We start from the raw sequence: 25914 nt of genomic DNA on the forward strand, positions 1-25914 counted from the left end.
GGGATCAACTACAACGACAAAAGCAGGCTATCGGCTACCTTCGATATCGCTACCCGATCTGCGATTGCGATGACAAAACCGGACGCCATAACCATTCCGGCGATTGAAGCTGCCGGAAGAAGATAGCGCCTTCTCCGCCAAAGCGACGGCTCAAGCGCGAATTTGGTGAATGCAATTGTCATAAGAATCATCCCGACGACTGCTGGAGCGATCGTTACAGAAAGAGCATCCGGACGATAAGCCAGTATGAATGAGCATATTGTAAGGATAGCCGATGCGACGAGCAGCAGAAGAAAACACAGCAATCCGTCTTGCTTCAGAGCGAGACGGTCCGCCTTGGATTTTTCAGGATACGACATCAGTACACGCTCCCTGAGCTGGCAGAACCCTGGCTGGAGACGGTGCGATTGAATTCTTCAATCAACCGCGTCGTGGCGTTCGCGAACAAGGTGACGTCATTTCCAATGGCAACAAATGTTGCGCCGAGATCTACGTATCGTCTGGCAAGTGACAGATCGGCAGTCAAAATTCCTGCAGCTTTTCCATGGGACTGGATGCGCTTGAGAGCCTTCTCAACTTCTTTTTGAACTTCCGGGGCTCCCGGCTTACCGAGATGGCCCATGTCAGCTGCAAGATCAGCCGGGCCGATAAATATGCCGTCGACGCCGTCGATCGATGCGATTTCATCGAGCGCGGCCAGGCCTGCGCGGCTTTCGATCTGAAGCAAGAGACAGATTTCGTCGTTTGCCGTCTGGAGGTAGTCCGGAATCCGGTTGAAGCGTGAGGCACGAGCCAGCGCTGCACCAACGCCCCGGACCCCGCGTGGGGGATAAGACACGGCTTTCACCAAATTCTCGGCCACCTCTTTGCTGTCAACCATCGGGATCAGGAGTGTTTGCGCGCCGATGTCGAGCAGCTGTTTTATGATGTACGTCTCGCCGATTGGCGGCCGGATACGCCCTGGAACTGGCCGTTGATGATTGCGATCTGGCACATTGTACCGGCCATACGAACCGGGAACGCCGTTGTGATCAAGCCCTCCCCGCTCACCCCGCTGTCCACCATCCGGATGATCGAACTGCTCAACACAGTTCTACCCGCAGGTGTGTTGAATTGCGTGACGGGTGAAAACGACATCGGGGCCGCGATGTCCTCCCACCCTGGTATTGCCAAGATCGTTTTCACGGGCTCGACCGAGACCGGCAAAAAAATCATGGCAGGCGCTGCGGCGACATTGAAACGCCTGACTCTTGAACTCGGTGGTAATGATGCCGGCATTGTCCTGCCCGATTGCGATCCCCGCCAGATTGCCGAGGGACTATTCTGGGGCGCTTTCATCAATGGCGGGCAAACCTGTGCGGCATTGAAGAGACTTTATGTTCACGAGGACATCTACGAGGACGTTTGCCGCGAGCTGACAAGCTTTGCAGCGACAGTCAAAGTCGGTGATGGACTTTCGGAAGATAGTGTCCTGGGTCCGGTCCAGAACCGCATGCAGTACCAGAAGGTCAAAGACCTGGTGAACGACGCGAAGGGGCGTGGCGGGCGCATTCTCATTGGAGGGAATTCTGACGACAACGCTCCTGGGAATTTCTATCCCGTGACGCTGGTCGCGGACCTTAATAACGGTGATCGTCTGGTGGACGAGGAACAGTTTGGGCCGGCTCTCCCGATCATCAAGTATTCTGATCTCGACGAAGTCATCAGGCGCGCGAATGACAACCCCAACGGTCTTGGTGGTTCCGTCTGGGGCAGAGACATTGCAAAAGCAAAGAAAGTGGCAAGCCAACTGGAATGTGGATCCGTATGGATCAACAAGCATGGGGCTATCCAGCCGAACGTGCCGTTCGGTGGCGTGAAGGGCTCCGGTCTGGGCGTAGAATTTGCTGAAGATGGCCTGGCGGAATACACGACGATCCAGGTCATTTTTCAGTAAGAGCCTGGAGCGCGAGAAAAGAAAGGGACGCCGGCGAACCCGGCGTCCCTTTTCTTATGTTGTTCCGGGATCGAAGGCTCCGAATTCTACCGATAGGAGACCTGTGTCCGCCAGTTTGGCTTCAAGCGATCTCAGATAGGAAACGTTGAGCACGTTCGGTCTTTGGGTGGTCGAGGAATCGTTCGAAAGCCCCTCCTCGATGATTTCACCGCTTTCGAGAAACACGATGTGGTTGCCGACTGCCCGCGCAAAGCCCATTTCGTGCGTGACTACGACCATGGTCATGCCTTCTTTGGCGAGATCTTGCATCACCGCCAAAAAACTTCCTCGCAACTCGGGATCAAGGGCGGACGTGGGTTCATCGAACATCATCGCCGGGTTTGGTGGCGATTGCACGTGCAATCGCAACCCGCTGCTTCTGACCGCCCGACAGTTGCCCGGGGTAAGTTCGCCTCCCTTTTCATCGCCGACGGTCTCTCAATCATCAACCATCCTTGGAAAGGGCTGAGTTGGCTGTTCGAGCCTCTGACGCTTCTTTCCGCCCTTGCAGTGGCAACGAAGGACGTCGGCCTTATCGCAACTGCTTCGGGGACGATCTCCATGGTTGCCGCTCATATCGCCCGTGGTGGTGATTGTGGTGCTGCCTTTCATCGCAAGCCTGGTGCTCATGACCTCTTTCGGCTTTTGGGGGGCAGTCGGCCGGCCTGGAAGTCTGGGTCAGGTTCTTGACGGATCATTCTCTTGGAAAGTCATCTGGACAACGTTCTGGCTTGCTGCCCGGGCGACCTTCTTCTGTCTTCTGATAGGCTACCCGATTGCTTTTGCGTTAAACAACCTGAAATCGCCGATGGCACGCGGGCTTGCCTTTACCGTCCTTTTCACGCCTCTCCCGATGAGCGTGATCGTGCGGGCCTATGGATGGATGGTGCTTCTTTCCAGCCAGGGGCTGGTGAACTCGCTTCTTGGGTATATCGGAATCGGTCCCTTTCGCCTGATGCTAAACGATTTCGGTGCTCTGATTGCAATGGCACATGTCATGCTGCCGTCTGCGGTGCTGCCGCTGTTAAGTTCCATCAATCAATTGCCGCCGAGCGGAATCGAAGCGGCGAGAGACCTTGGGGCTAGCCCCCCCGTTCAGGTTTTGGTTCGCGTCATATTTCCGTTGACTTTGCCGGGAATCCTATCCGCAATTGAAATCGTGTTCGCGCTGTCTGCCTCAGCCTTCGTAACACCAACCATTCTCGGCGGCGGACGCGTCCTGACGCTGCCCCGCCTGATCTACGACAATATAGGCAGCCTCGACTGGGGCTCTGGCGGCCGTTCAGAGCTTTATGCTCCTCGGCATTACCGTGCTGGTTCTTCTCAGCATTCGACGCCTCGGTCGACTTTGCCGCTACGACGGAGCGAGAGATTGAAACATACGGTCCTCAATATCTTGCTTGTCGCGACCCTCGTCTTCATGGCCGCCCCCATTCTGGTCGTGGTCATCAATGCATTCAATATCAGTGCCTATAACGCATGGCCGCCACCAGGCTGACGCTGTCGTGGTTCCAAAAGGCGCTATCCACTGCAGGGTTCATCACCGGGCTCTGGAGGTCGCTGACTGTTGCGATCTTTGCGACCCTGACAATTATCCTGATCGGAATACCTACTGCCTACGCGATCTCGCGCTTCCGTTTCCATGGGTGCGAACTTTTGCGGGCAATCCTCCTTGCTCCGCTTGTCGTGCCGAGGGTCGTGCTGGGTTTCGGACTTTTCGTCCTGTTCGTGACAACGAGGTCCCAGCTATTCGGCACGCTTCCGGGCATTGCACTAGCACACGTAATCCTGGTCGTCCCTTTCGTCGGGGTGATATTTCTCGCGGCCCTGGAAGAGGTAGCTCCAACACTTGAAGAGGCCGCGCGCGACCTCGGTGCCGGCCCGATCCGTACGTTCTTTCTGGTGACGTTGCCACAAATGCGCATCGCGCTGCTTTCAGCTTCGTTCTTCTGCTTCATCACATCTGTCGATGAAGTCGAAACTACGCTTTTTCTGGTCCAGCCCGCAGTGAAGACCTTGCCTGTTGCGCTCTATCATTATCTCGAATCCCGGCAGGATCCGACTATTGCTGCGGTCTTCAGCTTAATGATCGCGATTGCTTTCGCTTTCATCCAAGCCGGCATCAATCTGTCCAACGGACAATTTTGGAAGCGAATATTTGGGGCTCGATAGGGAGAGATCTAAGCGCTTAGATCGCTCCGCTACACCGCTGCGGGGCGATCTGTTTTCGGCCCAGGCGCTGAAGCGCCTTGACGCCTCCGTCGTCCATGCCGATCGACTTCCTGCGGGTGCCTATGGCTGCCCTGGTGGGTTCTGATGCTTATGCCTAAGCCATCGACCTCCGGGTCTTTCCCGGCGGCGCGATTAATTGTTTTCGAACTATCGGGCGGTGATGGCGGAGCGGCGCGCGGCGATCGCATGAGAGGGCGCATTGGATTTTTTTTCGCAATTCCGCACGCAAAATCGCTCCGCAGTTATGCTGGAATTGCTTTAGATTTTGCTGAACCTGATGTCCTGCGCGCCCTCCCAAAGCACTTTCCTTCCCAGTGCGGGGAGCTGGTCGAGCCCTTCCGTGATGGTCAGGAAATGGTTGCCGGCAAGCTGGCCCATCTTGCTGGCAAAGTTGACGCCGCCATAGGCAAGCAGGATTTCGGTTTCGCTGAAGCCGCCGGGATAAAGGATGAACTGTCCGGGCGCCGGATAGCTCGTGGCGTTTTCAAATCCCAGGCCAAGATCGGTATCACCTAGAGGAATCCAACATCCCTCTCCGCTCCAGCGTACATGAATGATGCGCTCTGCGTATGGCAGCAGTTCCAGGAACCGAGCGCATGTCTTTGGCGCCGCTTCGATCTCCAGACGTGCTCTGAAGGTGAGGTCTGCTGCTTGTATCTCAATCATTTCGTGCTCTCTTTCAGTCAGAATTTTGCCGATGGTCGCAAACGCTTTTGGCCCGCCTGCGCGGCCCGCAGGTCGCTCAGCGCGGAAATCACGGCTTCGCAGGTCGCCTTGTTGTGTGCATCAAGCCGTTCCATCAATTCCGCCTGGTCATGGCGACGCAAGGCGTCCATGAAGTCAGTGTGTTCGACCAGCGACTGGTCCCATCGCTCATGACCGTAATTGGCCATGGTTCTTGCCCGGTAGACCTTCTTGGACAGTGCCTCATAGGTATCCTGCAGCGATCTGTTGCGGGTGAGCGCCGACATCCGCCGATGGATCTCCTGGTTGATCTTGAAATAACCGACCCTATCCTCGGCCGCATGGCGGCGCGCCAGTTCCAGATGCATTGCCTGCATTTCCAGATGCTCGCTCGGTACCATCCGTTCGATCATAAGTTGGCCTATCAATCGTTCGATGCCGCCGAGTAGTTCAAAGACCTCGGCCACTTCGCCGACGTCGACTTCCGAAACCCGCGCACCGTGATTAGCCTTCCAAACCAGCCATCCATCCGCCGCCAATACCTTGAGCGCCTCGCGCAGCGGGGTTCGCGACACGCCGAAGTGCTCGCAAAGCTGGATCTCCGGCATGCGGCTGCCGGGCGGAAGTTCCCCTTCTTGGATCATCTCCGTCAGACGCGCGACGAGATCCTCATGCAAGGTCAGGCGCTTTGTAGGCTGAGAATTCCATGTCCTGGATTTCTCTTGCGGGTCTATTGGCATGCACTACCCTCAAAACATGTTGGGACGTTCATAGCATTCAGGACAAGATATCGGGAACGCGGGTGTCGGCCGTCAGGCGGCTGTAAAATGCAGTCAGGTAAGGCTTCAGCCTTTCGGTGAACTGGACGTCCTCAGGGCGTTCGGGCAGTCTTGCCGCCTTTGCTGCGGCGGCTGCCCGGCGCGCCACCTCGCCCGCATCGAGCGCGGTGAGCACGCCATCGCGGTAGAGGATTTTGCCGGCCACCATCGTCAGACGTGCGTCGACACCTCGGCCCCGCGCGACGAGCGCCTCGATGATCGGCATGTCCTCGTCGAGATAGACGCCCCTGGTGTGGGCGAGCGAGAAGGCAGTGAGATCGGCAAACCAGCCGTTTTCCAACCTGCCGATACGTCCATCAAATCCCGCGATGGCGGCCCCTGATGTCGTCAGCATCTCGATGACCTGTCTGGCCGAGGGCTTTGGCGGCGATGTCCAGTTGCGCCGCCCCGTCAGCATGGAGGCTACCCGAGCTTCGGAAAAGAGGTCTTCGTCATCCATGACGCTGGAATTGTCACTGCCCACGCCCACGCGGACTCCGCTTGCGATCAGGGCCGGCACCGGAGCGGTGGCGTCGCAGAGCCTGAGATTGGAGCCGGGATTGGTCGCGACCATTGCGTTGCCTTGCGCAAGGATTTCGATATCGTCAGGGGTGAGGAACACGCCATGCGCGATGACGGTCTTGGACCCGATTGCGCCAAGTGCTGCCAGATGACGCATGGTCCCTTCGGGATAGAGGTAACGGCAGGCCGCGTATTGCCCAGTGGTTTCCAGCGCATGGATGTGGAGACCGATATCGCGGCGGCGTGCGTCCGCGGCAGTGGCGGCAAACAGCGGATCGGTAACCCATTGAGGCCCCGACGGACCATAGCAGAACGAGACCAGGTCGTTCTGTCCGAAGTCTGCGAGCAGCCGATCCAGGAGAGCCGACGTTGCGGTAAAGTCTTTTTCATAAGGCGTATCGTTGCGTTCTCGCAGGCGGTTCGCCAGATCGTCTGGCAATCCGGCAAGAAACTCGGCTTCCGCTTCCTGCGGAAAAACAATGTTGCCCTGGTCGCAGACACCAATGGCGATGCAGGCTCGTAACCCGGCCGCGCCATACCCGGCAATGCTGCCCCGCAACTCGGCTTCGTAATTCCCTGTCCCATAGGCCAGATCGGCATGCACGGCACAGGTGACGCCGTTCTTCAACATCTCCGCTGATGCCAGGGTTCCTATGGCCCCAAGATCCGGCGAGCCGCGACTGCGTCTCTGCGCCATCCAATGTTCCAGACGCTGGTCGGGATAGCCAAGCTGGATTTGGCTGACGCCCCGGCCATGCTGATGCGCGTTGACCAACCCAGGCATCAGGATCGCGTCCGGCAGATCGATGACCTCGGCATGCGGGTAGGCTGCTTCAAGTGCAGCGACAGGGCCGCTGTCGGCAATCAGCTTTCCGTCCACAACCAGCCCATGGCCCTGTTCCAGAGGAACATCGTGGCCGCGCAGCAGGTATTCCGGCTTCAGCAATATCGGTGTCATCGGCTAGTTTCCTTCGCGCATGGCGATGGGTTGGACGTTCTGGAACAGGCTGCCCCAGCCTTTTACCAAACCCGGATCGATTCCGGCCAGGAAGAGGGATTTCCATACGACGGCGGCGATGCTGTCATAAATGGGTATCCCGATTTCCTGCTCCATGCGATCGATTATGGGAGCGGCCCTAAAATTCGTGCACATCACCATGATCGCGTCGGGTTTCTCCTTGGCGACGTCGCGGATGAGATCGGCAATCTGGTCTTCGCTCCACTGCGCAAAACTGTAGTTTCCGGGGTCGTCGAGGTGCCGCTCGATCGAGCAATCAATGCCCAGACCGGCGTAGTTCTCGATGATCTTTCGCTGGATTTCGGGTTGGTAGGGCGAGACAAGCGCTACCTTCCGGCAATTCGTGATCGATAGTATTTCGTTGATAGCCAATACCGATGTTGTCGCGGGAATGCCGGTGCGCTGGAAAATCTCAGCACAAAGTGCCTCATCATTGGCCTGTCCCAGCCAACTCCCCGAAGTCCCGCTCCAGCCGATCACATCGATCTTCGCGTCGGACAGCAATTCGGCTGCCTGAACGATATGAGATGTCTGAAACTGCACGAGATCATGTGGTTCGAGCGAGATGCGCGTCACCCGAAATCTCTGGAAGTGACTGCTGACCGATGGGATATCGGCCGTCATGGCCACCGTGACCGGTTCCAGCACCGTGTTGGAGGATGGGGTCAGCATTCCCAGCCGTACCCGCTCATCCAAGGCGTTTCCTCTTGTAAAGCCGTCAGCATCGTGACTTGGCATGGGGGTTCCTCCTGACGATTTTTTTATAGGGCGCATTCGAACCGGGCAGGATAGGTGTCGGAGGCAATCGGATGACAGAGGCACCGGGCATGGATGCGTCTGTAGGGTGCGAGCAGAGGCGCGACGCTTTCCTCGACGGCGGTAATGATCGGCTCAAGCTCGGCATGTATTTCCTGTGCTTCCCGCAGAATCGCCGCCTCGTCGATCAGCGTCAGCTTTCCGTCGCGGAAAATGACCGTGCCATCGACGATGGAGAGACGAAGACCGGAGCCTGTCTCGGCATAGACCAGTTGGCGGATGGGGTCGTTCAGGGGAACGAAGGCGATCTGGTCGAGACTGTAGCCGGACAGGTCGGCTTTCATGCCCACCTTGATCTCGCCGATCTGCTTCTCAAGGCCCAGTGCCCGTGCCCCGCCCTTGGTCGCTGCATGAAATGCCTCCGGGGCGGTGATCCATCGGTCCGGATCGTTGCCACGCAGCTTCTGGACATAGGCGGTATTGGAAACGGCGCGCAGCATGTCGGCCGTTTCGATGAGGCCGCACCCGTCCGTGCCGAGGCTCACATTGATGCCGGCATCCAGCATCTCCCGCATTGGCATCAGGCCGGAGCCGAGTTTCATGTTGACGGTGGGATTATGCTGCACGGAAGCGCCTGATGCGGCGATGATGGAGATATCCGCCGGCGTCAGCCAAACCGCGTGTATGAGCGCCGTTTTTTCCTTGAGAAAGCCCAGCCGATCGAGATGGGCAAACATGCTCGACCCATACATGATCTGGCCCGTGACGGCTTGAAGGCGCGTTTCCTGCACATGGATCATCACAGGAAGGTCGAATTCGTCGGCGAGGCTGCGGGTCGCCTTGAGAAAATCGTCGGTGCACCGCTGGGGAGCCGATGGAGCAACGATATATCCGACGCGATGTTCGGAAGGATGACGGGAACGTGCCATCTCCCGCGCCAGCGCGAGGACATCGCCGGCAGGGGTCGGACGCACGGCGTCGAGTTGCGCCAGCAGTTCTGCCGGGAACTCTTCTTCGACAAACGGCATGGCCCGAAAGAACGGCCGGTCAAACAGGGTGAACCCCAGGAGTGCGCGGATGCCGCAATCCTCGTAGGCCTGGAAGGCTGCATCGACATGGCTGCGATCGAGCATCGGACCGACGTTCATGTCGTCTACCAGCGTGGTGGCACCGCTGCGGATCGCCTGGATCGCACTGATAAGCGTTCTGACATAAACCTGCCGGGCCGTCAGCGGCACCGGTTTCAGCGGTCGGACGAAGTTCATGACAAGTTCCAGGGGTTGCCCCTCGAACCGTCCCTTCAGATAATTCTCGTGGGAATGATGATGTCCGTCGATGAGCCCCGGAGTGACCAGGAGCCGGCTTGCATCGATGACAGTTCCTTGGGGAGGCCTGGCACCGGTGGGCTGAAGGTCCGCGATCCGGTCGGCCTCAATGAAGATATCCGTCGCACGGCCGCGCTCGTTGCCGGCGAGCGTCGCGGCGGTCAATGTGATCGTGTCCATTAATCCACCTCCACAATGCAATCCACCTCGACGGAGGTGTTGAAGGACAAGCCTACGACACCGATCGCAAGGCGCGTGTGCGTGCCGGCCTCGCCAAGGGCGGCTATCAGAACATCGGAGCAGCCGTTCAGCACGAGATGCTGGTCGGTGAAGCCCGGGCCGGAGTTGATGTAGCCGGTAAGCCTGGCGATTTGCCTGATCCGGGAAAGGTCGCCAAGCATTGTCTGGGCACGATTGAGAAGACCAATGGCGCATTGCCGCGCCGCCTCATAGCCTGCATCAACTCCAATCTCGCTGCCGAGCTGTCCGGTGATGCCGGCAACGACCCCGTCATATTCCATGGCCGACAGCTGTCCGGAGAAATACAGGAGATTTCCCACGCGGATGGCCGGCTTGTAGCGGCTCGCAGGCTCTCTGTAGCCTCCGAGCACGATGCTCATATCAGCCAATCTCTGGGTGATCGTCGCGTGTGACATTGTTAGGCTCGCATCGTCAGACATGGTTGAAAAACCTGAGAAACTGCTTGGTTTCCGGCTGCTGGGGATGGCGGAAGAGCTCTTCAGGCGTTCCCGACTCGCACACCAGGCCGTTTGCCATGAAGATGACTTCGGACCCCACATCTGCCGCAAACTTCAGTTCATGGGTTACCACGACCATCGTCATGCCGGTGCGGGCGAGATCGAGCATGACGTCCAGCACCTCATTCACCAACTCAGGGTCTAGCGCCGAAGTCGGTTCATCGAAAAGAATGACCTTCGGCCCCATGGCCAGGGACCGGGCGATCGCCACGCGCTGCTGCTGGCCACCGGACAGTTGCGAGGGACGTTTATTCATGTGGCTGCCGAGGTGGACCTGCTCGAGAGCGGCGGTGGCTATCTCTCGTGCCTCAGTTCTACTCTTACCCCGAACCCGGTGTGGCCCAATCGCGACATTGTCGAGAGCGGTCAAGTGGGGGAAAAGGTTGAACCGTTGGAACACGAAGCCGATGTCCGATCTCTGTCCGGCAATCCTGGCTTCGGAATCCCGCACCCATTTTCCACCATCACCAATGAAGCTGCCGCCAAGGCTGACGCCTTCGAGATAGACGACGCCCGATGTCGGCATTTCCAGGAGATTGAGGCAGCGAAGCAGGGTGGTCTTTCCGGAGCCGGACGCGCCGAGCAGCACCACGGTCGACTTTTGGGGCACGTTGATATCGATGCCCTTCAGCACTTGAGTGCCTCCGAAAGACTTGCTGAGCTGTTCGGTCCTGAGCATGGGAACTGTAGAAGGCATCACGTCACCACTTCGGCAGGATGTTTTCGAGTTTTCGGGAGAGAACAGTCAGCGCCTTGACGATGACATAGTAGTAGATCGCCAGTAGGCCGTAGACTTCCAGAGGCGCGAAATACATGGAGACGATGGATTGACCGGACCGGGTCAACTCAAAAACGGAGATAGCCGAAAGAAGCGATGTGTTCTTGGTGAGATTGATCACTTCGTTGGTGGTTGGCGGCACGATCTGGCGGAGCGCCTGCGGCAGCAGGATCCAGATCAAGGTCTGGTGTTCCCGCATTCCGATCGAGCGGGCGGCCTCGGACTGCCCTTTCTCAATCGAACCTACAGCGCCGCGGACGGTTTCCGCTATAAAGGCCGCTCCGTTCAGCCCAAGGGCGGTCACGCCCGCCCAGAACTCGTTGAAGCCAATGCCGAAGCCAGGCAGCACGAAGTAGACGAAGAAGATCTGTATCAGCAGCGGCGTGCCGCGGATAACGTCGACATAGATTGCAACCGGCGTGCGGATCAGCCGCGACTGTGCCAACGACACAAGCCCGAGCGCGATTCCGAAAACGATTTCCGCTATCCCGGCAAGAACCGCGATCTGTATCGTTACGACCGAAGCCTTTGCCAGAAGTGGCACAGACAGCCACACTATGTTCCAGTCAATCATTATCGAGCCTGCCGAGGGAGGGTGCCGGTGGCGTCGCGCCACCGGTCAGGGAAATCATTCCATTACGGGAACGGTGGTCGGCATGTCGAACGCAACGCCGAACCATTTCGTCTGCAGTTCCATCAGCTTGCCGCTCTTGGTCGCAGCCAGGAGCTGTTCGTCAATATACTTGCGAAGTTCCTCGTCCTCCTTGCGGATGCCGATCCCGGCTAGGCTGCTGCCGGCAACATTTTGCACCAGCGCATATTTGCCGGGCGCGTTCTTGATGACAAGACCAAGGTTGGTCATGTTGCTGATCACGCCATCGACCGTGCCCTGGTTGAGGGCGAGAATGGACATCGGCTCAGAATCGAAAACTTTGACCTCTCCGAAACCGTTGCCCTTGGCCTTCTCCACCTGCTCGTTGAATTTCGGCATCGACGCTTCCTCGGGCGTGCCGGCCTTGATGGCAATGGGTTTTCCCGACATGTCGTCGAAGGACTTTATCGTGCTTTCGTCTGCGGCGCGTACCAGCATGGCAAGCGAGGAATCCGCGTAAGGGATGGAGAAATTAACCTTCTGCATCCGCTCCTTGGTATAGGACAGCGAACTCATGATGATATCGAACTTGCTGGAAAGCAGGGCAGGGACGATGCCTGACCACTGGGTATCGACGAACTCCGGCTTCACGCCGAGATCCTTGAACATCATCTCAGCGAGATCAACGTCATAGCCAACGATCACGCCATTCTCCCGATAGCTGAAAGGCGCAAAAACGCCTTCGACCCCGATCTTGATGACGCCGTCTGCCTTGATGGCGGCGAGCGTCCGCTCGGCTGCCATGGCGGATCCTGCGCCAACGGCTACAGCCAAACCCATTGTGGCTGCCAAAAACAGTCTGCGAGTGAAATTCTGCATTGTGTTCCCCTTTTTTATTCCAGGAGTGAAATCCAGGAAGCAGCAATCATGTAATACATTATACAATCATAGTAAATATCAAAAAAATAGGCAAAGTCGTGATCAAAAAATATGCAAATGCTTTCTAACAATATAAATATGCCAATTCGAACAGGTAATGTACAATATTTCCAGCCTTGGATAGTTGGTAATTTTGAAATACGAAATCTGGAAGTGGTGAATATTCATTCTAGAGAATATCGAGGGCGATATTTTTCCTGATGACTGAAGTGTCACTTGGCCATCTGCCAACGCAGGGATTTGATGCACCCGAGTGCGCAACACCCTTGCTCACGAGGTGATGTGGCGGCGGCTCTTCATTGTTCAGAGAGAAGGCTTCGTCAAAAGCCTTCCGACCCTCATTCCGCTGAAGGCGGTTTTTCGGGCAGCCTGCACTGGCTTTGATGGACGACGCTTTCCTCTCAGCATAGACACGGGCTGGCGGTTGAGCCTCGACGTCATGATGTGGTCAAACGGCGCAAGAGAGATGGGACCACTTTGTCGGAGAAGCCAGCGATCGAAATGCGTATGCTGGGGACCGTATCCCAAAATTATCAAAGCGCACGGTAGCTCAACTCCGTAGCACGCATTCTGGTGGGGCTTTGTCCGAATGTCTGGGAAAATGCACGCGAGAAATGCGATGCATTCTCGAACCCGACTTCAAGGGCAACTTCGATCAAGGATGCCTTGGTCTTGATGAGCAGTTGCTTGGCGCGTTCCATCCGCACCCGCCGGTAGACGAGGGCGGGGGAGCTTTTGGTTTCGCCCATGAACAGGCGCTCGAGCTGCCGCCTGGAGAGCCCGACCGATGCGGCGGGTTCCTCGATCGGCAGCCGTCGCTCGATATGCTGCTCCATCATGATCAGCACGGCCCTGATTCTCGGATCCTTGCATTCGATGGAGAGCGGTTTGCGGGTCTGGATGGCAAGCGCGGTTCGCGCTTTTTCGATGTGGAGAACCTCGAGCGCATTGCGCTCGGCTTCCTTGATGATGTGACGCCGCACGATCAGCGCCGCCATGTCGGCGGCGCTGCTGCCGCCGGCGCAGGATCCGCGTGTCCGGTCGAGGTTGAAAATTCGGTCGGAGCGAACCTGGTGGTCGGGGAAGCGCTCGCGAAACGCGTTGTAATGTAACCAGCTGACGCAGGTCCGGTGTTCCTTCATCAGTGATCAGGTGCTGCGGCCCGGCTCCGTTCATGGCGGCGTCACGCACGATTTCCGCCGACCTCGGCGTGCCGCCCGAAAATTACATCGAAGAGAGTTTCGACGCCGCCGTGATCGACGACGCTCCGCCTCCGATGACGGGCGAGGCAGTGCTCGCACCCTTCAAGGTCGAGTTTGCCAAGCAGGGTCGTACGATTGACGTCACATCCGATCAGACCGTGCTGTCCTGCGCAAAAAAAGCCGGCATTAAAATCCCGTCATCCTGCTCGAACGGCCTCTGCGGCACCTGCAAATCGAAACTCGTCAGCGGCACCATCAACATGCACCACAACGGCGGCATCCGCCAACGCGAAATCGACGCCGGATTTTTCCTGCCCTGCTGTTCGAAACCGCTCACCGATCTGATTATTGAGCGATAAGGCTTAAGCTAGATATTAGGTGGCCACGCGAAAATTGAGCATTTTGTGTGGCTGTCGCGGCTGTATTTTAGTAGCTAAATGACGTTCTGGAGTTCGTGTCCCTTCAAGGCGCTCGCGCGACGTGGACGATTCCAAATCGGGCATGAGGCAAGCCAGAACAGCAGTTTGCTTTTGTTTGCTGCGCAGTACATATAGACATTTTTGCGGATATTCGGCATAGAGGCTATATTTGCTGCGCAGGGAATATCGTGGAAGATTTCATAGCTATCGATATGTTGGGTGAATTGACGGCCAGCCTCACGGAGGCAGGCGGGGAAATCACGTCCGAGCCGAGGTTTGAGCCGCAGATGGGAAACTCTCACGCAGATTTCCTTATAGATGCACGATTTTCTGATGCGCCTCTCAAACTTGTTGTCGAGGTCAAAAAATCAGCTTTCCCAAGAGATGTCAGGGAAGCAATCTGGCAGCTGAAGAAATTCATTGCCGCTATGCCGCCAGGCAATTTTAGAGTTCTCCCCCTATTGATGGCCGATACCATTTCCCCGGGTGCGCGTGCACTCCTGCGACAGGAAAAGATCGGTTATTTCGATCGTAGCGGCAGCCTCTATCTTTCGGCCGACAATCTCTTTGTTCTCGTCGAAAAGCCAGCCTCGAAGCAGCAGGCTCGATCGCTTAACAATCTGTTCGTTGGAAGTCGCGCAAAGGCCCTCCATGCCGTCTGGACATTTAAGGACCAATGGTTCGGTGTGCATGAACTGGCCGAGCGGGCATCCGTATCTCCCACAACTGCATCCCAGGTTCTTATCGAACTAGAGCGCCGCGAATGGGTGAGCTCCAAGGGTGCCGGTCCATCGAAGGAAAGGATACTCTCCAATCCCCGCGCGCTGCTTGACGAGTGGTCTTCCTATGTCGCTTCGATCAAGCCGAAGCCGCTTCGCTCATACTATATGCGGATGACCAATATCGATGAGGCGATCCGTGAGATTGACCGCATCTGCGATGAGACGGGAGCTCGCTACGAAATTTCCGGGCTTATGGCCGGGCAGATCCATGCACCGCACCTCTCGAAGATATCCCAAATCCATTGCCGCATCGATCATGGCGGCGAAAGCCTTCTTCGAAAACTGGGAGCAAAGGCTGTCAAAGAGGGCTGGAATCTGGGAGTTATAGACTCTAATCCACGCCACGACTTTCTGTTTCGCCAACGGGTCGGTCATGTCTGGGTCACAGATCCACTTCAAACCTACCTCGATCTCCTGCAGCTTGACAGCGGTCGCTCAAAGGAACTGGCCGACCATCTTCGGCTGACAAAACTCGCGGTACCCGAATGACAAAGCCCCAGATACTGACTGAATACAGTGCCGATGTTACCCGCGACTGCGAGCGCGTCCTGGTTACGCTCTTCAGCGGCCTCGGCCCCTGGCGTGATTCCGTCTTTCTGGTCGGTGGGCTTGCACCGCGCTACATCGTCACCAAGAGGCCGCCTGACGTCCCGCCTCATGCAGGAACCGGTGATATCGATGTCGTCGTCGATCTGTCGATCCTCGCCGACACAGAGGCATACCGGACGCTCGAGCAGAACCTCAAAAAAATGGGTTTCGAGCGTGCGCAAAATGACAAGGGCAATAAGGTCAACTGGCGTTGGCAGACCATGACCGAGCACGGCATTCTCGTCATTCTGGAGTTCTTGGCAGACGATCCGAAGCTCCGGGGTGGCGCATTGCAGGAACTGCCGACGGAAGGAAATGTTTCTGCAGTGAATATCCCTCACGCGTCGCTCGTGTTCGGGCACCACGATCGGATGGAAGTCACCGCTGATCTGTTGGGGGAAAAAGGCCGCTCGACAGAATCCATCCCCCTACGCCGATATCGTGGCATTCACATGCCTCAAGGCGTTTGCCTTTGATCACCGGCGTGAGCGCAAAGATGCGCACGATCTCGTCTACTGCCTCGAACACGGAGAAGGCGGGCTCGCCGGCGCAATCGCCAAATTCCAAGAGGCTCTGAAAGGCAACGATCGGGAGGTCATCGAACGTGCCCTGACGCTTTTGCTCCAGACGAAGGCTACTTGCGCGAAGGCAACGTTGCCGTGGCGCAGTTCGAAATTGAAGGTGCTGCCAGACGACACGGAAATCAGAGAAGCCCGGATTTTGCGCCAGCGTGCCGTCAATGACATCATGCTCGAGTTTTTAAGCGCGCTTGGTATTGCGTTCAAGTGATGCTCGGAGCGCGGGCCGCAGGCGGTGAACTCGACGTCGAGCATCATCGCCCTCCGGCCAACGCGGCCAGAAAGCGCAGGATTTTTCCGCACCACAAATGGCCGAACACGGCCAAGACGACGAGGCAAGTGCCATTATATGTGCGGCTACCGCGCGACTCCATCAAGCAAGAAAGCATCAGTTGCCCGAGCTGCTTCCACTGGCGCAATGGTTTAACGCAATCTTGGATCGACCGCGTCAGGGTAGGCGCGTCTTTGAACGGAGGCACCGTAGTCGGTAGTCAATATGGTCGCTGCTCCGCTGGCCTATGCGAGTATTCCGACTGTTGCGACTTGCCACAAAGCATCGCGAAAGGCGCACCTAAACATACCACTTACTGGATCAGGCGCACGTCACTTGTAACCGGCAGCGTCCCCGGGGTAACGCTGAGCGCAATAAGCTGGGCGAGGATCGAAAAGACTTGATTGGTGTTTTCGGCGCCCCTCTCTGGGACGCAATAAGCCGAGCCACGGTAGACTGTGGCGGCAAAGCAGTTGTGCGATCGTCCCCGAGTAACTTTGATAATCGATGTGTCGGTCGCCCGCCGAAGGGCCTCCTCCGTCTGGAGCCTGAAGGCATTGGGGGTGGATCGCATCAATGCTCCAAGATAACGAAAGACAGCAAAAGGCGAGCGCAGGGAAATGGAGAAGGTGAAGGAAGCTTCACCTTCTATATCGTTGTGAAACCTTACTACGAGGTCCTTCGGCGTCGCGCCCGTACCCGACCAGTTCGCGCTGCAGATCTGGCCAGGGCCCTGACGGACTAGGTTGCGCTTGAAGGCGTCGTCGCTGTGTTCGGGTCGGTCCCTGATTTCATGATCACGATCGATGCCAACTTCTGGATGTCTGCAAGCGACGCTCAGGCCCGCGCCCTCATGGAGCATGAGCTATCGCACTGTGCGCAGGAGCTCGACGACTTCGGAGCCCCGAAGTTCCGCAAGCGTCGGATTCACCCGAAGCCGCGCACAACGCCAGGGTCGCAGAAGCCCAAAACAGCCTATTTTTGCGCCATCACGATGACCCGCTGGCAATAAATTTCATTTTTTTATGGACATCGAGCGTATATCCACCTACATAACGTTCAATGCCTCCGCCGAAGCGCTGGTTTCGAATGGAACATGAAGCGCCGAACGCAGACGTTACTATCGATGATTGCCATTATGGCAAAGCCATACTTGGATGGCCAGATACGTGATTAAATCAATAGCGCTTTTCTACATTGGAAACACACCCGACACTTGGAAATTCACAGTAAATACTGCCGTCTCGACAAGCATCGGCTAAAAAAGGAGAATGCCTAGCCTCTTGAGCTCGGCGCCCAAATTATATGAATTCTGCAACTGGAAAAGACGCGCCGACACAATCGGCAACGACCAAGATCAGCCTCAAGAACATCTACAAAGTCTTCGGCGAGCATCCGAAAAAAGCCTTCGCACTACTGCGGGCCGGAAAGACCAAGTCTGAAATTCATGCAGCAACGGGCTGCTCGATCGGCGTCAACGACGCCAGTTTCGATATTCGTGCCGGCGAGATATTCGTGATCATGGGCCTGTCGGGCTCCGGCAAATCAACGCTGCTGCGCCTTCTCAACCGACTGATCGAACCGAGTTCCGGATCGATCGAGATCGATGGCCGCGACATCACCGGCATGTCGCGCAGCGAGCTGATCGCGCTTCGCCGCCGCGACATCAGCATGGTCTTCCAATCCGTTGCACTGCTGCCGAACCGCACGGTCCTCAACAACGCCGCCTTCGGTCTCGAAGTCGCCGGTGTCGGCGAGGCCGGCCGCAAGCAGAAGGCACTGGCGGCGCTGAAGGCCGTTGGCCTAGATGGCTATGCCGACAGCCGCCCGGACCAGCTCTCCGGTGGCATGAAGCAGCGCGTCGGCCTTGCCCGCGCACTGGCCAGCGAGCCGACGATCCTGCTGATGGACGAAGCCTTCTCGGCCCTCGACCCGCTGATCCGCACGGAAATGCAGGACGAACTGGTTCGCCTGCAGTCGGAACACAGCCGCACCATCGTTTTCGTCAGCCACGATCTCGACGAGGCGATGCGCATCGGCGACCGGATCTGCATCATGCAGAACGGCAATGTCGTGCAGGTCGGCGCGCCCGATGAAATCGTCACCCAGCCGGCCAACGACTATGTTCGCTCGTTCTTCCGCAATGTCGATGTCGCCCATGTCTTCAAGGCCGGCGATGTTGCCCGCAAGTCGCAGGTGACGATCATCGAGCGCGAAGGCGTGTCCGCTGCCGCAGCGCTCGAGCGAATGAAGAACTACGATCGTGAATACGCGATCATCCTCGGCCGCGACAAGACCTATCACGGCATGATCAGCCAAACTTCGCTGATCGAGAAGATGCGGGCCAAGGCAGCCGACCCCTATCGCGGTGCTTTCCTGACCGAGATCCAGGCCATTCCGGCTTCCGAGCCTTTGTCGAACGTGCTCGGCAAGGTCGCCGCCAGCCCATGGCCGGTACCCGTCGTCTGCGATCGCAACCGCTATATCGGCTCCATCAGCAAGTCGGCGCTGCTCGAAACGCTCGATCGCGCCAGCTGACCCCAAACACATCGGATATACTATGAACTTCGATATCGGAAACGGCATCGACGCTGCCGTCAATTACGTCCTCGACAATTTCTCACCGCTGCTGGACGCCATCGCCGCGACCATCGGCTTCGTCACGGATGGTATCCAGAATGCCCTGCTGGCTATCCCCATGCCTGTCGGCATCGCGATCTTCGTGATCCTGTCGCTCTGGCGTGTCGGCATCGGCTTTGCGGTGTTCACCGCGCTCGGCCTGCTGCTCGTCAATCACATCGCCCTCTGGGGCCCGATGATGGAGACGCTATCGCTGGTGATCGCCTCGACGCTGATCGCCATGCTGGTCGGCCTGCCGCTCGGCATCTCCATGGCGCGCAAGGATTCCGTCGCCGCCTTCGTGCGCCCTGTTCTGGACCTGATGCAGACCATGCCGGCCTTCGTCTACCTGATCCCGGCCGCGATGTTCTTCGGCCTCGGTGCCGTACCCGGCGCGATCGCCACGGTGATCTTCTCAATGCCACCGGTGGCCCGCCTCACCAATCTCGGCATCCGCCAGGTGGATGGCGAATTCATCGAGGCCGGCAATGCCTTCGGCTGCACCGCTACGCAGTTGCTCTTCAAGGTGCAGTTGCCGAATGCCCTGCCCTCGATCATGGCCGGCATCAACCAGACGATCATGTTGTCGCTGTCGATGGTGGTGATCGCCTCGATGATCGGTGCCGGTGGCATCGGCAACACGGTACTGACGGGCATCCAGCGTCTCGATGTCGGCACCGGCTTCGAAGGCGGTATCGCCGTTGTCATCCTGGCCGTCATTCTCGACCGGATCACCCAGAGCCTCGGAAAACCCCGCGCCGCCTTCTGGCTGGGACTGTTCCGCAAGACCGAGCGCGAGGAACTGGCGACCGCTACTGCCTGACCCCCGCGTCAGACCAATGCGGGCAACGACCCGTCTAATGCGGACCTTCACAAAAGGAGCACATATGTTCAAAACACTCGCAACCCTCGGCCTCGCCGCCGCCCTTCTCGTTGGCACCGTCACAGCGACCATGGCTGCGGATGCCAAGCCGGTGAAGATCGGCTGGGCCGCATGGTCCGACGCCGAATTCGTCACTAAGCTCGCTGCCAGGCTGATCGAGACCAAGCTCAACCAGAAGGTCGAGCTTGTGCAGGCAGACGTGGCGCCGCTCTACCAGGGTGTCGGCCGCGGCGATCTCGATGCGATGATGATGGCCTGGCTGCCGCAGACCCATGCGGACTATTATGCCAAGGTCAAGGAGAAGGTCGAGACGCTCGGCACCGTCTATGACGGCGCCAAGCTCGGCTGGGTCGTCCCGGACTACATTCCCGCAGACCAGATCGGCTCGATCGAGGATCTCAAGAAGGAAGACGTCCAGAAGAAGCTCTCCGGCACCATCCAGGGCATCGACCCCGGCGCCGGCCTAACGCGCCTGTCGGAGAAGGCCGAGAAGGATTACGGGCTGGGCAGCTACAAGCTGCAGATCTCCAGCGAAGCCGGCATGCTGACCACCGTCGATCGCGCCGTGCGCGGCGAAAAGTGGTTCGTGGCCACCGCCTGGAGCCCGCACTGGATGTTCGGCAAGCACCAGCTGCGCTACCTCGACGACCCGAAAAAATCGTTGGGTGAAGCCGAGCACGTCGACATTCTGGCGCGCAAGGACTTCAAGTCGGAATATCCCAAGGTTGCCGACTTCCTGTCGCGCATGAAGCTGCCGATTCCCGATCTGGAAGCGGCGATGTTTACCGCGCAGCAGAGCTCCTATGATCAAGCAGTCGACAAGTACATTGCCGACCACCCCGACCAGGTGAAGAGCTGGATCGGCGAGGAAGGCTGATCTCCGACATCATGCTCCCCAGCACCATCGTGCTGGTGAGCATCTTCGCAAGATTGAGCAGGAGCGGCAGTTGTATATCGACAGCCCGGACACGTTCTACACGACTGACGACACCATCGGCGGCCGGATATCGCTGGCGCGCGACGCGAACGGCCTGTCGGTCGAAGCCGCCGCCCTCGCAATCGGCATCGCGGCAGGCACCTGGATCGACTGGGAAAACGATCGTGACGCTCCCTTCCCCGACCGCCTCGTGATGATTGCCGAAGCGCTCGGGGTCAGCCTGGCGTGGCTCGTCAGCGGACGTGGCGAAGGGCCAACCTGGATCACCAGTGACAACGCTTCTGCCTTTCGTCCGGACTGACGGCCAACGGCCGCGCCAAACGATTTCAGCAGGACAAGGAACGACATCGATGGATACCAGCACAATCACATCCGAACTGACGCAGAACATACCTGGGGCGCCGGCCCTGGAAGCAGGATCGACAACCGGCCAGCCGATCGATCTCTCTGCCATGCACGCCCTCTATTCGGATATGGGATGGCTGATCGCCGAGCGTTTTTCATCGCTTGAAGACCGCCAGAGGGTATTCGAGCTGATCGAACTCGGCATGCGAAGCGGTGACCCCAAACTGAAGCATGCGGTATCGACCGGCTTGATCGAAGCGATGATTTCCCGCACCGGCGCGCAGCCGGCGAGGTGGCGACAGATCTCGGCGGAGCTCGGGCCGTTGTCCGCTGCCTATATCCACGGATAGCTTTTTCCCCTGCCAAGTTCCGCCCATCTCGGCCGGCATCAGCGTGGATCGCAGATGCCGGCCTGTTCGTCTTCGGCCAGCCCCCTTCCTAGTGGCGTTGTTGCGTGGATCACCCGGCGACTGATATTGAGCGGTTGTTTTCAGTCTCCTGATCGGGATTTCGACGATGCCGCACACGTCCAAAGCCGATCGGCGGGACAAGATTGCCAAGCAGAAATATCAGGTGACGAATTGGCCGGCATATAATGAAAGCCTGCGTCAACGTGGTGATTTGACCATCTGGGTGAAGGATGAGGCCCTGTCTTTATGGACGGCGCGAAGGCGGACATCGCGGGGTGGTCAGCCGAAAACTCGGATCTGGCGATTACGTTGTGCTTGATCCTGCGCGTCGTCTACGGGCTGGCGCTACGCCAGACCCAAGGCTTGATGCGCAGTGTTGCGGCGCTGATGGGGTTCAATATTGCCGTGCCTGACGTCTCCACCCTGTCTCGCCGGAGCAAAGGGCTGGCGTTGCCGTCGACAAAGTCCCGAGCCACAACATCAGGTCCGGTCCATCTGGTTGTCGACAGCACCGGCTTGAAGGTCTTCGGCGAGGGCGAGTGGGTGGAAAACAAGCACAAAACCAAGGCCAAACGCAAAAGATGGCGCAAACTGCACCTTGGTCTCATCTTGTCATTGGTGAGATTGTTTGTTCCGATCTGACCGTGGATGATGTCGGCGATCCGACAGCGTTACCAGGACTTCTGGACCAGATCGGTGGCCCCTTCGAGAAGTTCATTGCCGCCGGCGCCTATGATGGAACGCCAAGCCGAGATCTTTTGGCGACACGCTCTGGTGAGATCGTAGAGGTCATTATCCCACCTCCCAAGACTGCCGTTGCCAGCCCTCAATCGGGGCTGGTTCCATCCGTCCGCGATCGCCATATTGCAGAAATCCAGACTAAAGGGCGGATGGCCATTGCAGAAATCCACCGACTACAACAAGCGCAGTCGCGCTGAGACCCAGATGGGTCGATGGAAGGCTGTGCCGGGCCCAAACTCAAAGCACGACATTTTGAAAATCAGAAGACTGAAGCGAAGATTGGCGTCCGTGTTCTTAACCGGACGACAGAACTTGGCCGGCCCAAGTTCGAGCGCGTTGCATGAAAAATGCAGTGGATAGGGTTGCCTTGTCCAAAGTCTGATCCATGCAACAGTGCTGTTGGTGGGAGCCCAGGCACGTGATATTGCGGCACGGTGACAAATGCCCGATGTCACCGCATTTATTCTTCCACCAACCGCAACACTGGCGGGGCTCCACATGCGCGGAACGCCTTTAGGTCGACTTGAACCATCGGGCCACGCGGCGTGTGCATGGTGAGGGTGCTGATATCGACATCAATACCGGATTTGTGTACGTCGCGGATGGCGTCGTTCATTTGTTGAAGGGCTGCGCCTAGTCTTTCCTCAGCATGCTTCTGTCTTGCGAGGTGAGATGTCATGGTTGTCCTGATCGTTTGCTGTTCGCTTTCCGCTTATGCGGGTAGCTTTTTGGTCCGCGCTGGGGTTATCTCATCCCTGGGGAAACGTGCGCGGATCCACGGAAGTTTTTCGTTATAACAGTCGAGAAGACAGCCTCATCCGACGCTATTCGTTTTCACTGTCGGATCGACTGGAGATCGACCTGCGGAGGCGTGATCATAATCGGCTCGACTTGCCATTCAGCTATGTTTAACGCGATACCCGGGCCGGTTAACCTGACGGTGCCAATCACCCGTCCTTGTAGTAATAGCTATAGCCGTTGAGCGCCGGGGCGCCGCCGAGATGGGCGTACAGCACCTTCGAGCCCTCGGAGAAGAAGCCCTTGCGTGCGAGATCGATCATCCCCTGCATCGACTTTCCCTCATAGACTGGGTCGGTAATCATCGCCTCGGTGCGCGCCGCGAGCCGGATCGCCTCGTTGGTCTCCTCCGAGGGCACTCCATAGGCGGGATAGGCGTAGTCAGGGTTGATGACGATCTCGTCTTCACGCACCGACCGACCAAGGTTCACGAGTTCCGAGGTCGCATCGACGATCTTCCGCACCTGATCCCGCGTCTGCTGGAGGGTGCCCGAGGCGTCGATGCCAATCACCCGGTCGGCCCTGTTTAGTGCGGCAAAGCCGACGATCATTCCGCCCTGGGTTGAACCGGTGACAACGCAGACGATGATATAGTCGAAGATGAAGCCGAGGTCCTTTTCCTGTGCCGCGACTTCCTCGGCGAAGCCGACATAGCCGAGGCCTCCGAACTTGTGTACCGAAGCGCCAGCCGGGATCGCGTAGGGCTTGCCGCCCGCATCCTCTACCGACTGAATCGCATCCTCCCAGCTCTTGCGGATGCCGATGTCGAACCCATCCTCGACCAGCCGGCTGTCGGCGCCCATCAGTTTCGTCATCAGGATATTGCCGACACGGTCATAGACCGCATCGTAGTGCGGCACCCATTTCTCCTGGATGACGACACATTTCATGCCGATCTTCGCCGCAGTCGCAGCCACCATGCGGGTATGATTCGACTGGACCCCACCGATCGACACCAGCGTATCCGCGCCGGAGGCGATCGCGTCGGGCACGATATATTCGAGCTTCCTGAGCTTATTGCCGCCCATGGCGAGGCCGGAATTGCAGTCGTCGCGCTTGGCATAGATGTCGACCTTGCCGCCCAGCGCCGCAGTCAGCCGCGGCAGGTGCTCGATCGGCGTCGGGCCGAAGGTGAGCTGGTAGCGTTCGAACTTTTCCAACAGTGACATCGATCAGGACCTCCGTGCCGAATTTGTGGTCGAAGGCTAGGGGCTGTTGAGGTTCAGGGTTTCTTCTGGGGCTTGTTTGTGATTCAAGCTGCAGATGGAACGATTTGTGCTGACGGACGCCCAATGGGCGAAAATGGAACCACATTGCCACGGCAAGCCGTCTGATCCCGGCCGAAGTGGCAGCAACAACCGGCGCTTCATCGAGGCAATTCTTTGGATTGTGCGTACAGGAAGCCCGTGGCGAGATCTCCCCACGGCTTTTGGGAACTGGAACACGATCTACAAACGGTATCGTGATTGGGTCAAAGCCGATGTTTTCACAAGGCTTTTTGAGGTCTGCTCAGATGAGCCTGACATGGAATATGCCATGGTTGACGCCACCATCGTCAAGGTCCACCGCCACGGACAGGGCTCAAAAGGGGACTCAGAGCCAGGCTATAGGGCGTTCGAAGGGCGGCTTGACGACCAAGATCCTTGCGTTGACTGACACACTTGGAAATCTCTTTGTTCTTCTGCCCGGTCATCGCTTCGACACGGTAGGCGTTGCTCCGCTCATCGATGGCATTGGTTTTGACGGGCTGATCGCTGACAAGGCCTTCGACAGCAACCAAATCGTCGCTGATTTAAACGAGCGTGGAGCTAAGGTCGTCATCTCCCAGCATCCACGACGAAAAGCAGCTCTTCCACTCGACAGCGAAATCTACAAATAGCGGCACCTCATCGAGAATTTCTTCTGCAAACTCAAAGAGTTCAAACGCATTGAATGCGAGCGGACAAAACCGACCAAAGTTTCAGCGCAATCATTCACCTCGCGGCAGCCGTTATAATCGGGTCGGCCAGTTGATGGCCGCCGCGCCGCGCGTTGAAAAATCGAAGACGGATAGCTGCGAGAATTCGTAGTTTTGGAGGTCTTCCCCTTGGTCCCTCGACGTAATTTTCGCTCTGGAGGGAGAGCGCCGCCATGCTGTCCGCTTGGGCATGCGCTTGGTGCGTGGACTAGCGGCGGTCGACGCAGCACGCATAGTCGCCGCCCGTGCCAATCACCCCTTCGACAGCATCGATGACATGTGGCGGCGCGCGAGCGTTTCGGCAGCATCGTTGGTCGATTTGGCGGAGGCCGATCCTTTCCTGCCATCGCTCGACGTTCAGCGACGGGATGCGCTGTGGGCGATAAAAGCTTTGCGCGACGAGCCACTGCCGCTCTTTGTTGCCGCGGCCGAGCGCGAGATGAAGACGATCGCCGAGCAGCAAGGAGCCTGATGTCAAACTCCGGCAGATGACAGATGGGCACAACGTCATCCAGGACTACAGCCATACCGGCTTGACTCGACGCGAGCACCCGATCGCGTTTTTGCGCAAGGACCTTGCCGCTCGAAGCATCGTCACCTGCGGAGAAGCCATGTCGGCTCGAGATGGCCGTTGGTTGATGACCGCTGGCCTTGTTCTGGTCTGTCAAATGCCGGGAACGGCAAAAGGCGTGATGTTTCTGACGATCGAGGATGAGGCAGGTCCGGCGAACGTCACCTGGCCGAAGCTCTTCGAGGGACGCCGGCGCGTTGTACTTGGATCGAGCATGATGGCTATCAATGGCCGAATCCAACGGGAAGGGGAGGTCGTGCACCTCATAGCCGAACAGCTCTTCGATCTGTCGGGCGACCTATCCGCCTTGGCGGATCGTGATGGGGAGTTCAAACTGCCGACGGGTCGCGGTGACGAGGCTTGTCATACCGCCAGATCCCACGTTTGATCGATGCCCGGTTACCGTGACGGTACCG

At 57.9% G+C, this 25914-nt stretch carries 22 protein-coding genes and 10 pseudogenes; 18 read left to right on the forward strand and 14 right to left on the reverse strand.

Annotation, left to right across the window (positions count from 1 at the left end):
• Positions 1–8: 8 nt before the first annotated feature.
• Both RL_RS27710 and RL_RS27715 read right to left on the reverse strand, forming a co-directional pair.
• Positions 9–359, reverse strand: a complete 351-nt coding sequence (locus tag RL_RS27710) for a hypothetical protein (RefSeq protein WP_011654121.1) — start codon at positions 357–359, stop codon at positions 9–11.
• Positions 359–955 (reverse strand): annotated as a pseudogene (locus RL_RS27715) (aldolase/citrate lyase family protein); the annotation flags it as partial. The pseudogene RL_RS27715 and the gene RL_RS27710, both read right to left, overlap by 1 nt.
• Here RL_RS27715 and RL_RS27720 point away from each other — a divergent pair.
• Positions 956–1936, forward strand: a pseudogene (locus RL_RS27720) (aldehyde dehydrogenase family protein); the annotation flags it as partial.
• 121 nt (positions 1937–2057) lie between these two features.
• On the opposite strand, the pseudogene RL_RS38285 reads toward RL_RS27720, so the two are convergent.
• Positions 2058–2381 (reverse strand): annotated as a pseudogene (locus tag RL_RS38285) (ATP-binding cassette domain-containing protein); the annotation flags it as partial.
• Positions 2382–2540: 159 nt separating this feature from the next.
• Between RL_RS38285 and RL_RS27730 the strand changes: the two are divergent.
• Complete coding sequence (locus tag RL_RS27730; protein WP_032993430.1) at positions 2541–3473, forward strand: ABC transporter permease; 933 nt, start codon at positions 2541–2543, stop codon at positions 3471–3473.
• Positions 3455–4147 carry an ABC transporter permease gene (locus RL_RS27735; RefSeq protein WP_011654124.1) on the forward strand — a complete coding sequence of 231 codons (693 nt, stop codon included), beginning with the start codon at positions 3455–3457 and terminating at the stop codon, positions 4145–4147. Before RL_RS27730 ends, RL_RS27735 begins: the two co-directional genes overlap by 19 nt.
• A gap of 318 nt (positions 4148–4465) precedes the next feature.
• Here the strand turns inward: RL_RS27735 and RL_RS27740 are convergent, their stop codons facing one another.
• The 10 genes and pseudogenes from RL_RS27740 to RL_RS27785 form a co-directional block, all read right to left on the reverse strand.
• Positions 4466–4873: a DUF3830 family protein gene (locus tag RL_RS27740; protein ID WP_011654125.1), complete on the reverse strand. Its 408-nt coding sequence runs from the start codon at positions 4871–4873 to the stop codon at positions 4466–4468.
• Between the two features lie 17 nt (positions 4874–4890).
• A complete protein-coding gene (locus RL_RS27745; RefSeq protein WP_049778464.1) occupies positions 4891–5568 on the reverse strand; it encodes a GntR family transcriptional regulator in 678 nt (225 codons plus the stop codon).
• A gap of 100 nt (positions 5569–5668) precedes the next feature.
• A complete protein-coding gene (locus tag RL_RS27750) occupies positions 5669–7189 on the reverse strand; it encodes an amidohydrolase family protein (protein ID WP_011654127.1) in 1521 nt (506 codons plus the stop codon).
• Positions 7190–7192: 3 nt separating this feature from the next.
• Complete coding sequence (locus RL_RS27755; RefSeq protein ID WP_028743861.1) at positions 7193–7945, reverse strand: maleate cis-trans isomerase family protein; 753 nt, start codon at positions 7943–7945, stop codon at positions 7193–7195.
• Positions 7946–8010: 65 nt separating this feature from the next.
• Positions 8011–9510 carry an amidohydrolase family protein gene (locus RL_RS27760; RefSeq protein WP_011654129.1) on the reverse strand — a complete coding sequence of 500 codons (1500 nt, stop codon included), beginning with the start codon at positions 9508–9510 and terminating at the stop codon, positions 8011–8013.
• Positions 9510–9986, reverse strand: a complete 477-nt coding sequence (locus RL_RS27765) for a RidA family protein (protein ID WP_011654130.1) — start codon at positions 9984–9986, stop codon at positions 9510–9512. The genes RL_RS27760 and RL_RS27765 overlap by 1 nt, the downstream gene beginning before the upstream one ends.
• A gap of 16 nt (positions 9987–10002) precedes the next feature.
• Positions 10003–10767: an amino acid ABC transporter ATP-binding protein gene (locus tag RL_RS27770; RefSeq protein ID WP_028743859.1), complete on the reverse strand. Its 765-nt coding sequence runs from the start codon at positions 10765–10767 to the stop codon at positions 10003–10005.
• A gap of 22 nt (positions 10768–10789) precedes the next feature.
• Positions 10790–11440, reverse strand: coding sequence for an amino acid ABC transporter permease (locus tag RL_RS27775; protein ID WP_011654132.1), 651 nt, complete (start codon positions 11438–11440; stop codon positions 10790–10792).
• Positions 11441–11494: 54 nt separating this feature from the next.
• Positions 11495–12262, reverse strand: coding sequence for a transporter substrate-binding domain-containing protein (locus tag RL_RS27780; protein WP_041936818.1), 768 nt, complete (start codon positions 12260–12262; stop codon positions 11495–11497).
• Positions 12263–12930: 668 nt separating this feature from the next.
• Positions 12931–13542 (reverse strand): annotated as a pseudogene (locus RL_RS27785) (GlxA family transcriptional regulator); the annotation flags it as partial.
• Between the two features lie 2 nt (positions 13543–13544).
• On the opposite strand from RL_RS27785, the pseudogene RL_RS27790 reads away from it, so the two are divergent.
• From RL_RS27790 to RL_RS40800, 12 genes and pseudogenes are all read left to right on the forward strand, one after another.
• Positions 13545–13958: pseudogene (locus tag RL_RS27790) on the forward strand (flavin reductase family protein); the annotation flags it as partial.
• Positions 13959–14206: 248 nt separating this feature from the next.
• On the forward strand, positions 14207–15289 hold the full coding sequence (locus RL_RS27795; RefSeq protein WP_011654136.1) for a hypothetical protein: 1083 nt from the start codon (positions 14207–14209) through the stop codon (positions 15287–15289).
• A pseudogene (locus tag RL_RS27800) lies at positions 15286–16177 on the forward strand (antitoxin). The gene RL_RS27795 and the pseudogene RL_RS27800 overlap by 4 nt, the downstream one beginning before the upstream one ends.
• A gap of 97 nt (positions 16178–16274) precedes the next feature.
• Complete coding sequence (locus RL_RS38290) at positions 16275–16457, forward strand: aminoglycoside phosphotransferase family protein (RefSeq protein WP_077979373.1); 183 nt, start codon at positions 16275–16277, stop codon at positions 16455–16457.
• Between the two features lie 573 nt (positions 16458–17030).
• Positions 17031–17249: a putative metallopeptidase gene (locus RL_RS39920; protein WP_131604168.1), complete on the forward strand. Its 219-nt coding sequence runs from the start codon at positions 17031–17033 to the stop codon at positions 17247–17249.
• A gap of 293 nt (positions 17250–17542) precedes the next feature.
• A complete protein-coding gene (gene proV, locus RL_RS27810; protein WP_011654139.1) occupies positions 17543–18775 on the forward strand; it encodes a glycine betaine/L-proline ABC transporter ATP-binding protein ProV in 1233 nt (410 codons plus the stop codon).
• A gap of 22 nt (positions 18776–18797) precedes the next feature.
• Positions 18798–19607 (forward strand): annotated as a pseudogene (locus RL_RS27815) (ABC transporter permease); the annotation flags it as partial.
• Positions 19608–19743: 136 nt separating this feature from the next.
• Positions 19744–20616, forward strand: coding sequence for a glycine betaine ABC transporter substrate-binding protein (locus tag RL_RS27820; protein WP_011654141.1), 873 nt, complete (start codon positions 19744–19746; stop codon positions 20614–20616).
• Between the two features lie 70 nt (positions 20617–20686).
• Complete coding sequence (locus RL_RS27825) at positions 20687–20977, forward strand: helix-turn-helix domain-containing protein (RefSeq protein ID WP_011654142.1); 291 nt, start codon at positions 20687–20689, stop codon at positions 20975–20977.
• Between the two features lie 49 nt (positions 20978–21026).
• A complete protein-coding gene (locus RL_RS27830) occupies positions 21027–21371 on the forward strand; it encodes a hypothetical protein (RefSeq protein WP_011654143.1) in 345 nt (114 codons plus the stop codon).
• Between the two features lie 166 nt (positions 21372–21537).
• Positions 21538–22516: pseudogene (locus tag RL_RS27835) on the forward strand (IS5 family transposase).
• Between the two features lie 421 nt (positions 22517–22937).
• Positions 22938–23104: pseudogene (locus tag RL_RS40800) on the forward strand (DUF4158 domain-containing protein); the annotation flags it as partial.
• A gap of 15 nt (positions 23105–23119) precedes the next feature.
• Here RL_RS40800 and RL_RS27845 read toward each other — a convergent pair.
• Positions 23120–24139 carry a 1-aminocyclopropane-1-carboxylate deaminase gene (locus RL_RS27845; protein ID WP_011654145.1) on the reverse strand — a complete coding sequence of 340 codons (1020 nt, stop codon included), beginning with the start codon at positions 24137–24139 and terminating at the stop codon, positions 23120–23122.
• Positions 24140–24233: 94 nt separating this feature from the next.
• Between RL_RS27845 and RL_RS41180 the strand changes: the two genes are divergently transcribed.
• From RL_RS41180 to dnaE2, 3 genes and pseudogenes are all read left to right on the forward strand, one after another.
• The gene (locus RL_RS41180; protein WP_281409974.1) at positions 24234–24626 is read left to right on the forward strand and encodes an IS5 family transposase; all 393 of its coding nucleotides are present in this window, start codon (positions 24234–24236) and stop codon (positions 24624–24626) included.
• Positions 24598–24849 carry an IS5/IS1182 family transposase gene (locus tag RL_RS41185; protein WP_011654147.1) on the forward strand — a complete coding sequence of 84 codons (252 nt, stop codon included), beginning with the start codon at positions 24598–24600 and terminating at the stop codon, positions 24847–24849. The genes RL_RS41180 and RL_RS41185 overlap by 29 nt, the downstream gene beginning before the upstream one ends.
• 247 nt (positions 24850–25096) lie before the next feature.
• Positions 25097–25856: pseudogene (dnaE2, locus tag RL_RS39405) on the forward strand (error-prone DNA polymerase); the annotation flags it as partial.
• Positions 25857–25914 lie beyond the last annotated feature (58 nt).

The sequence above is a fragment of the Rhizobium johnstonii 3841 genome (assembly GCF_000009265.1).
Classification (GTDB): domain Bacteria; phylum Pseudomonadota; class Alphaproteobacteria; order Rhizobiales; family Rhizobiaceae; genus Rhizobium; species Rhizobium acaciae.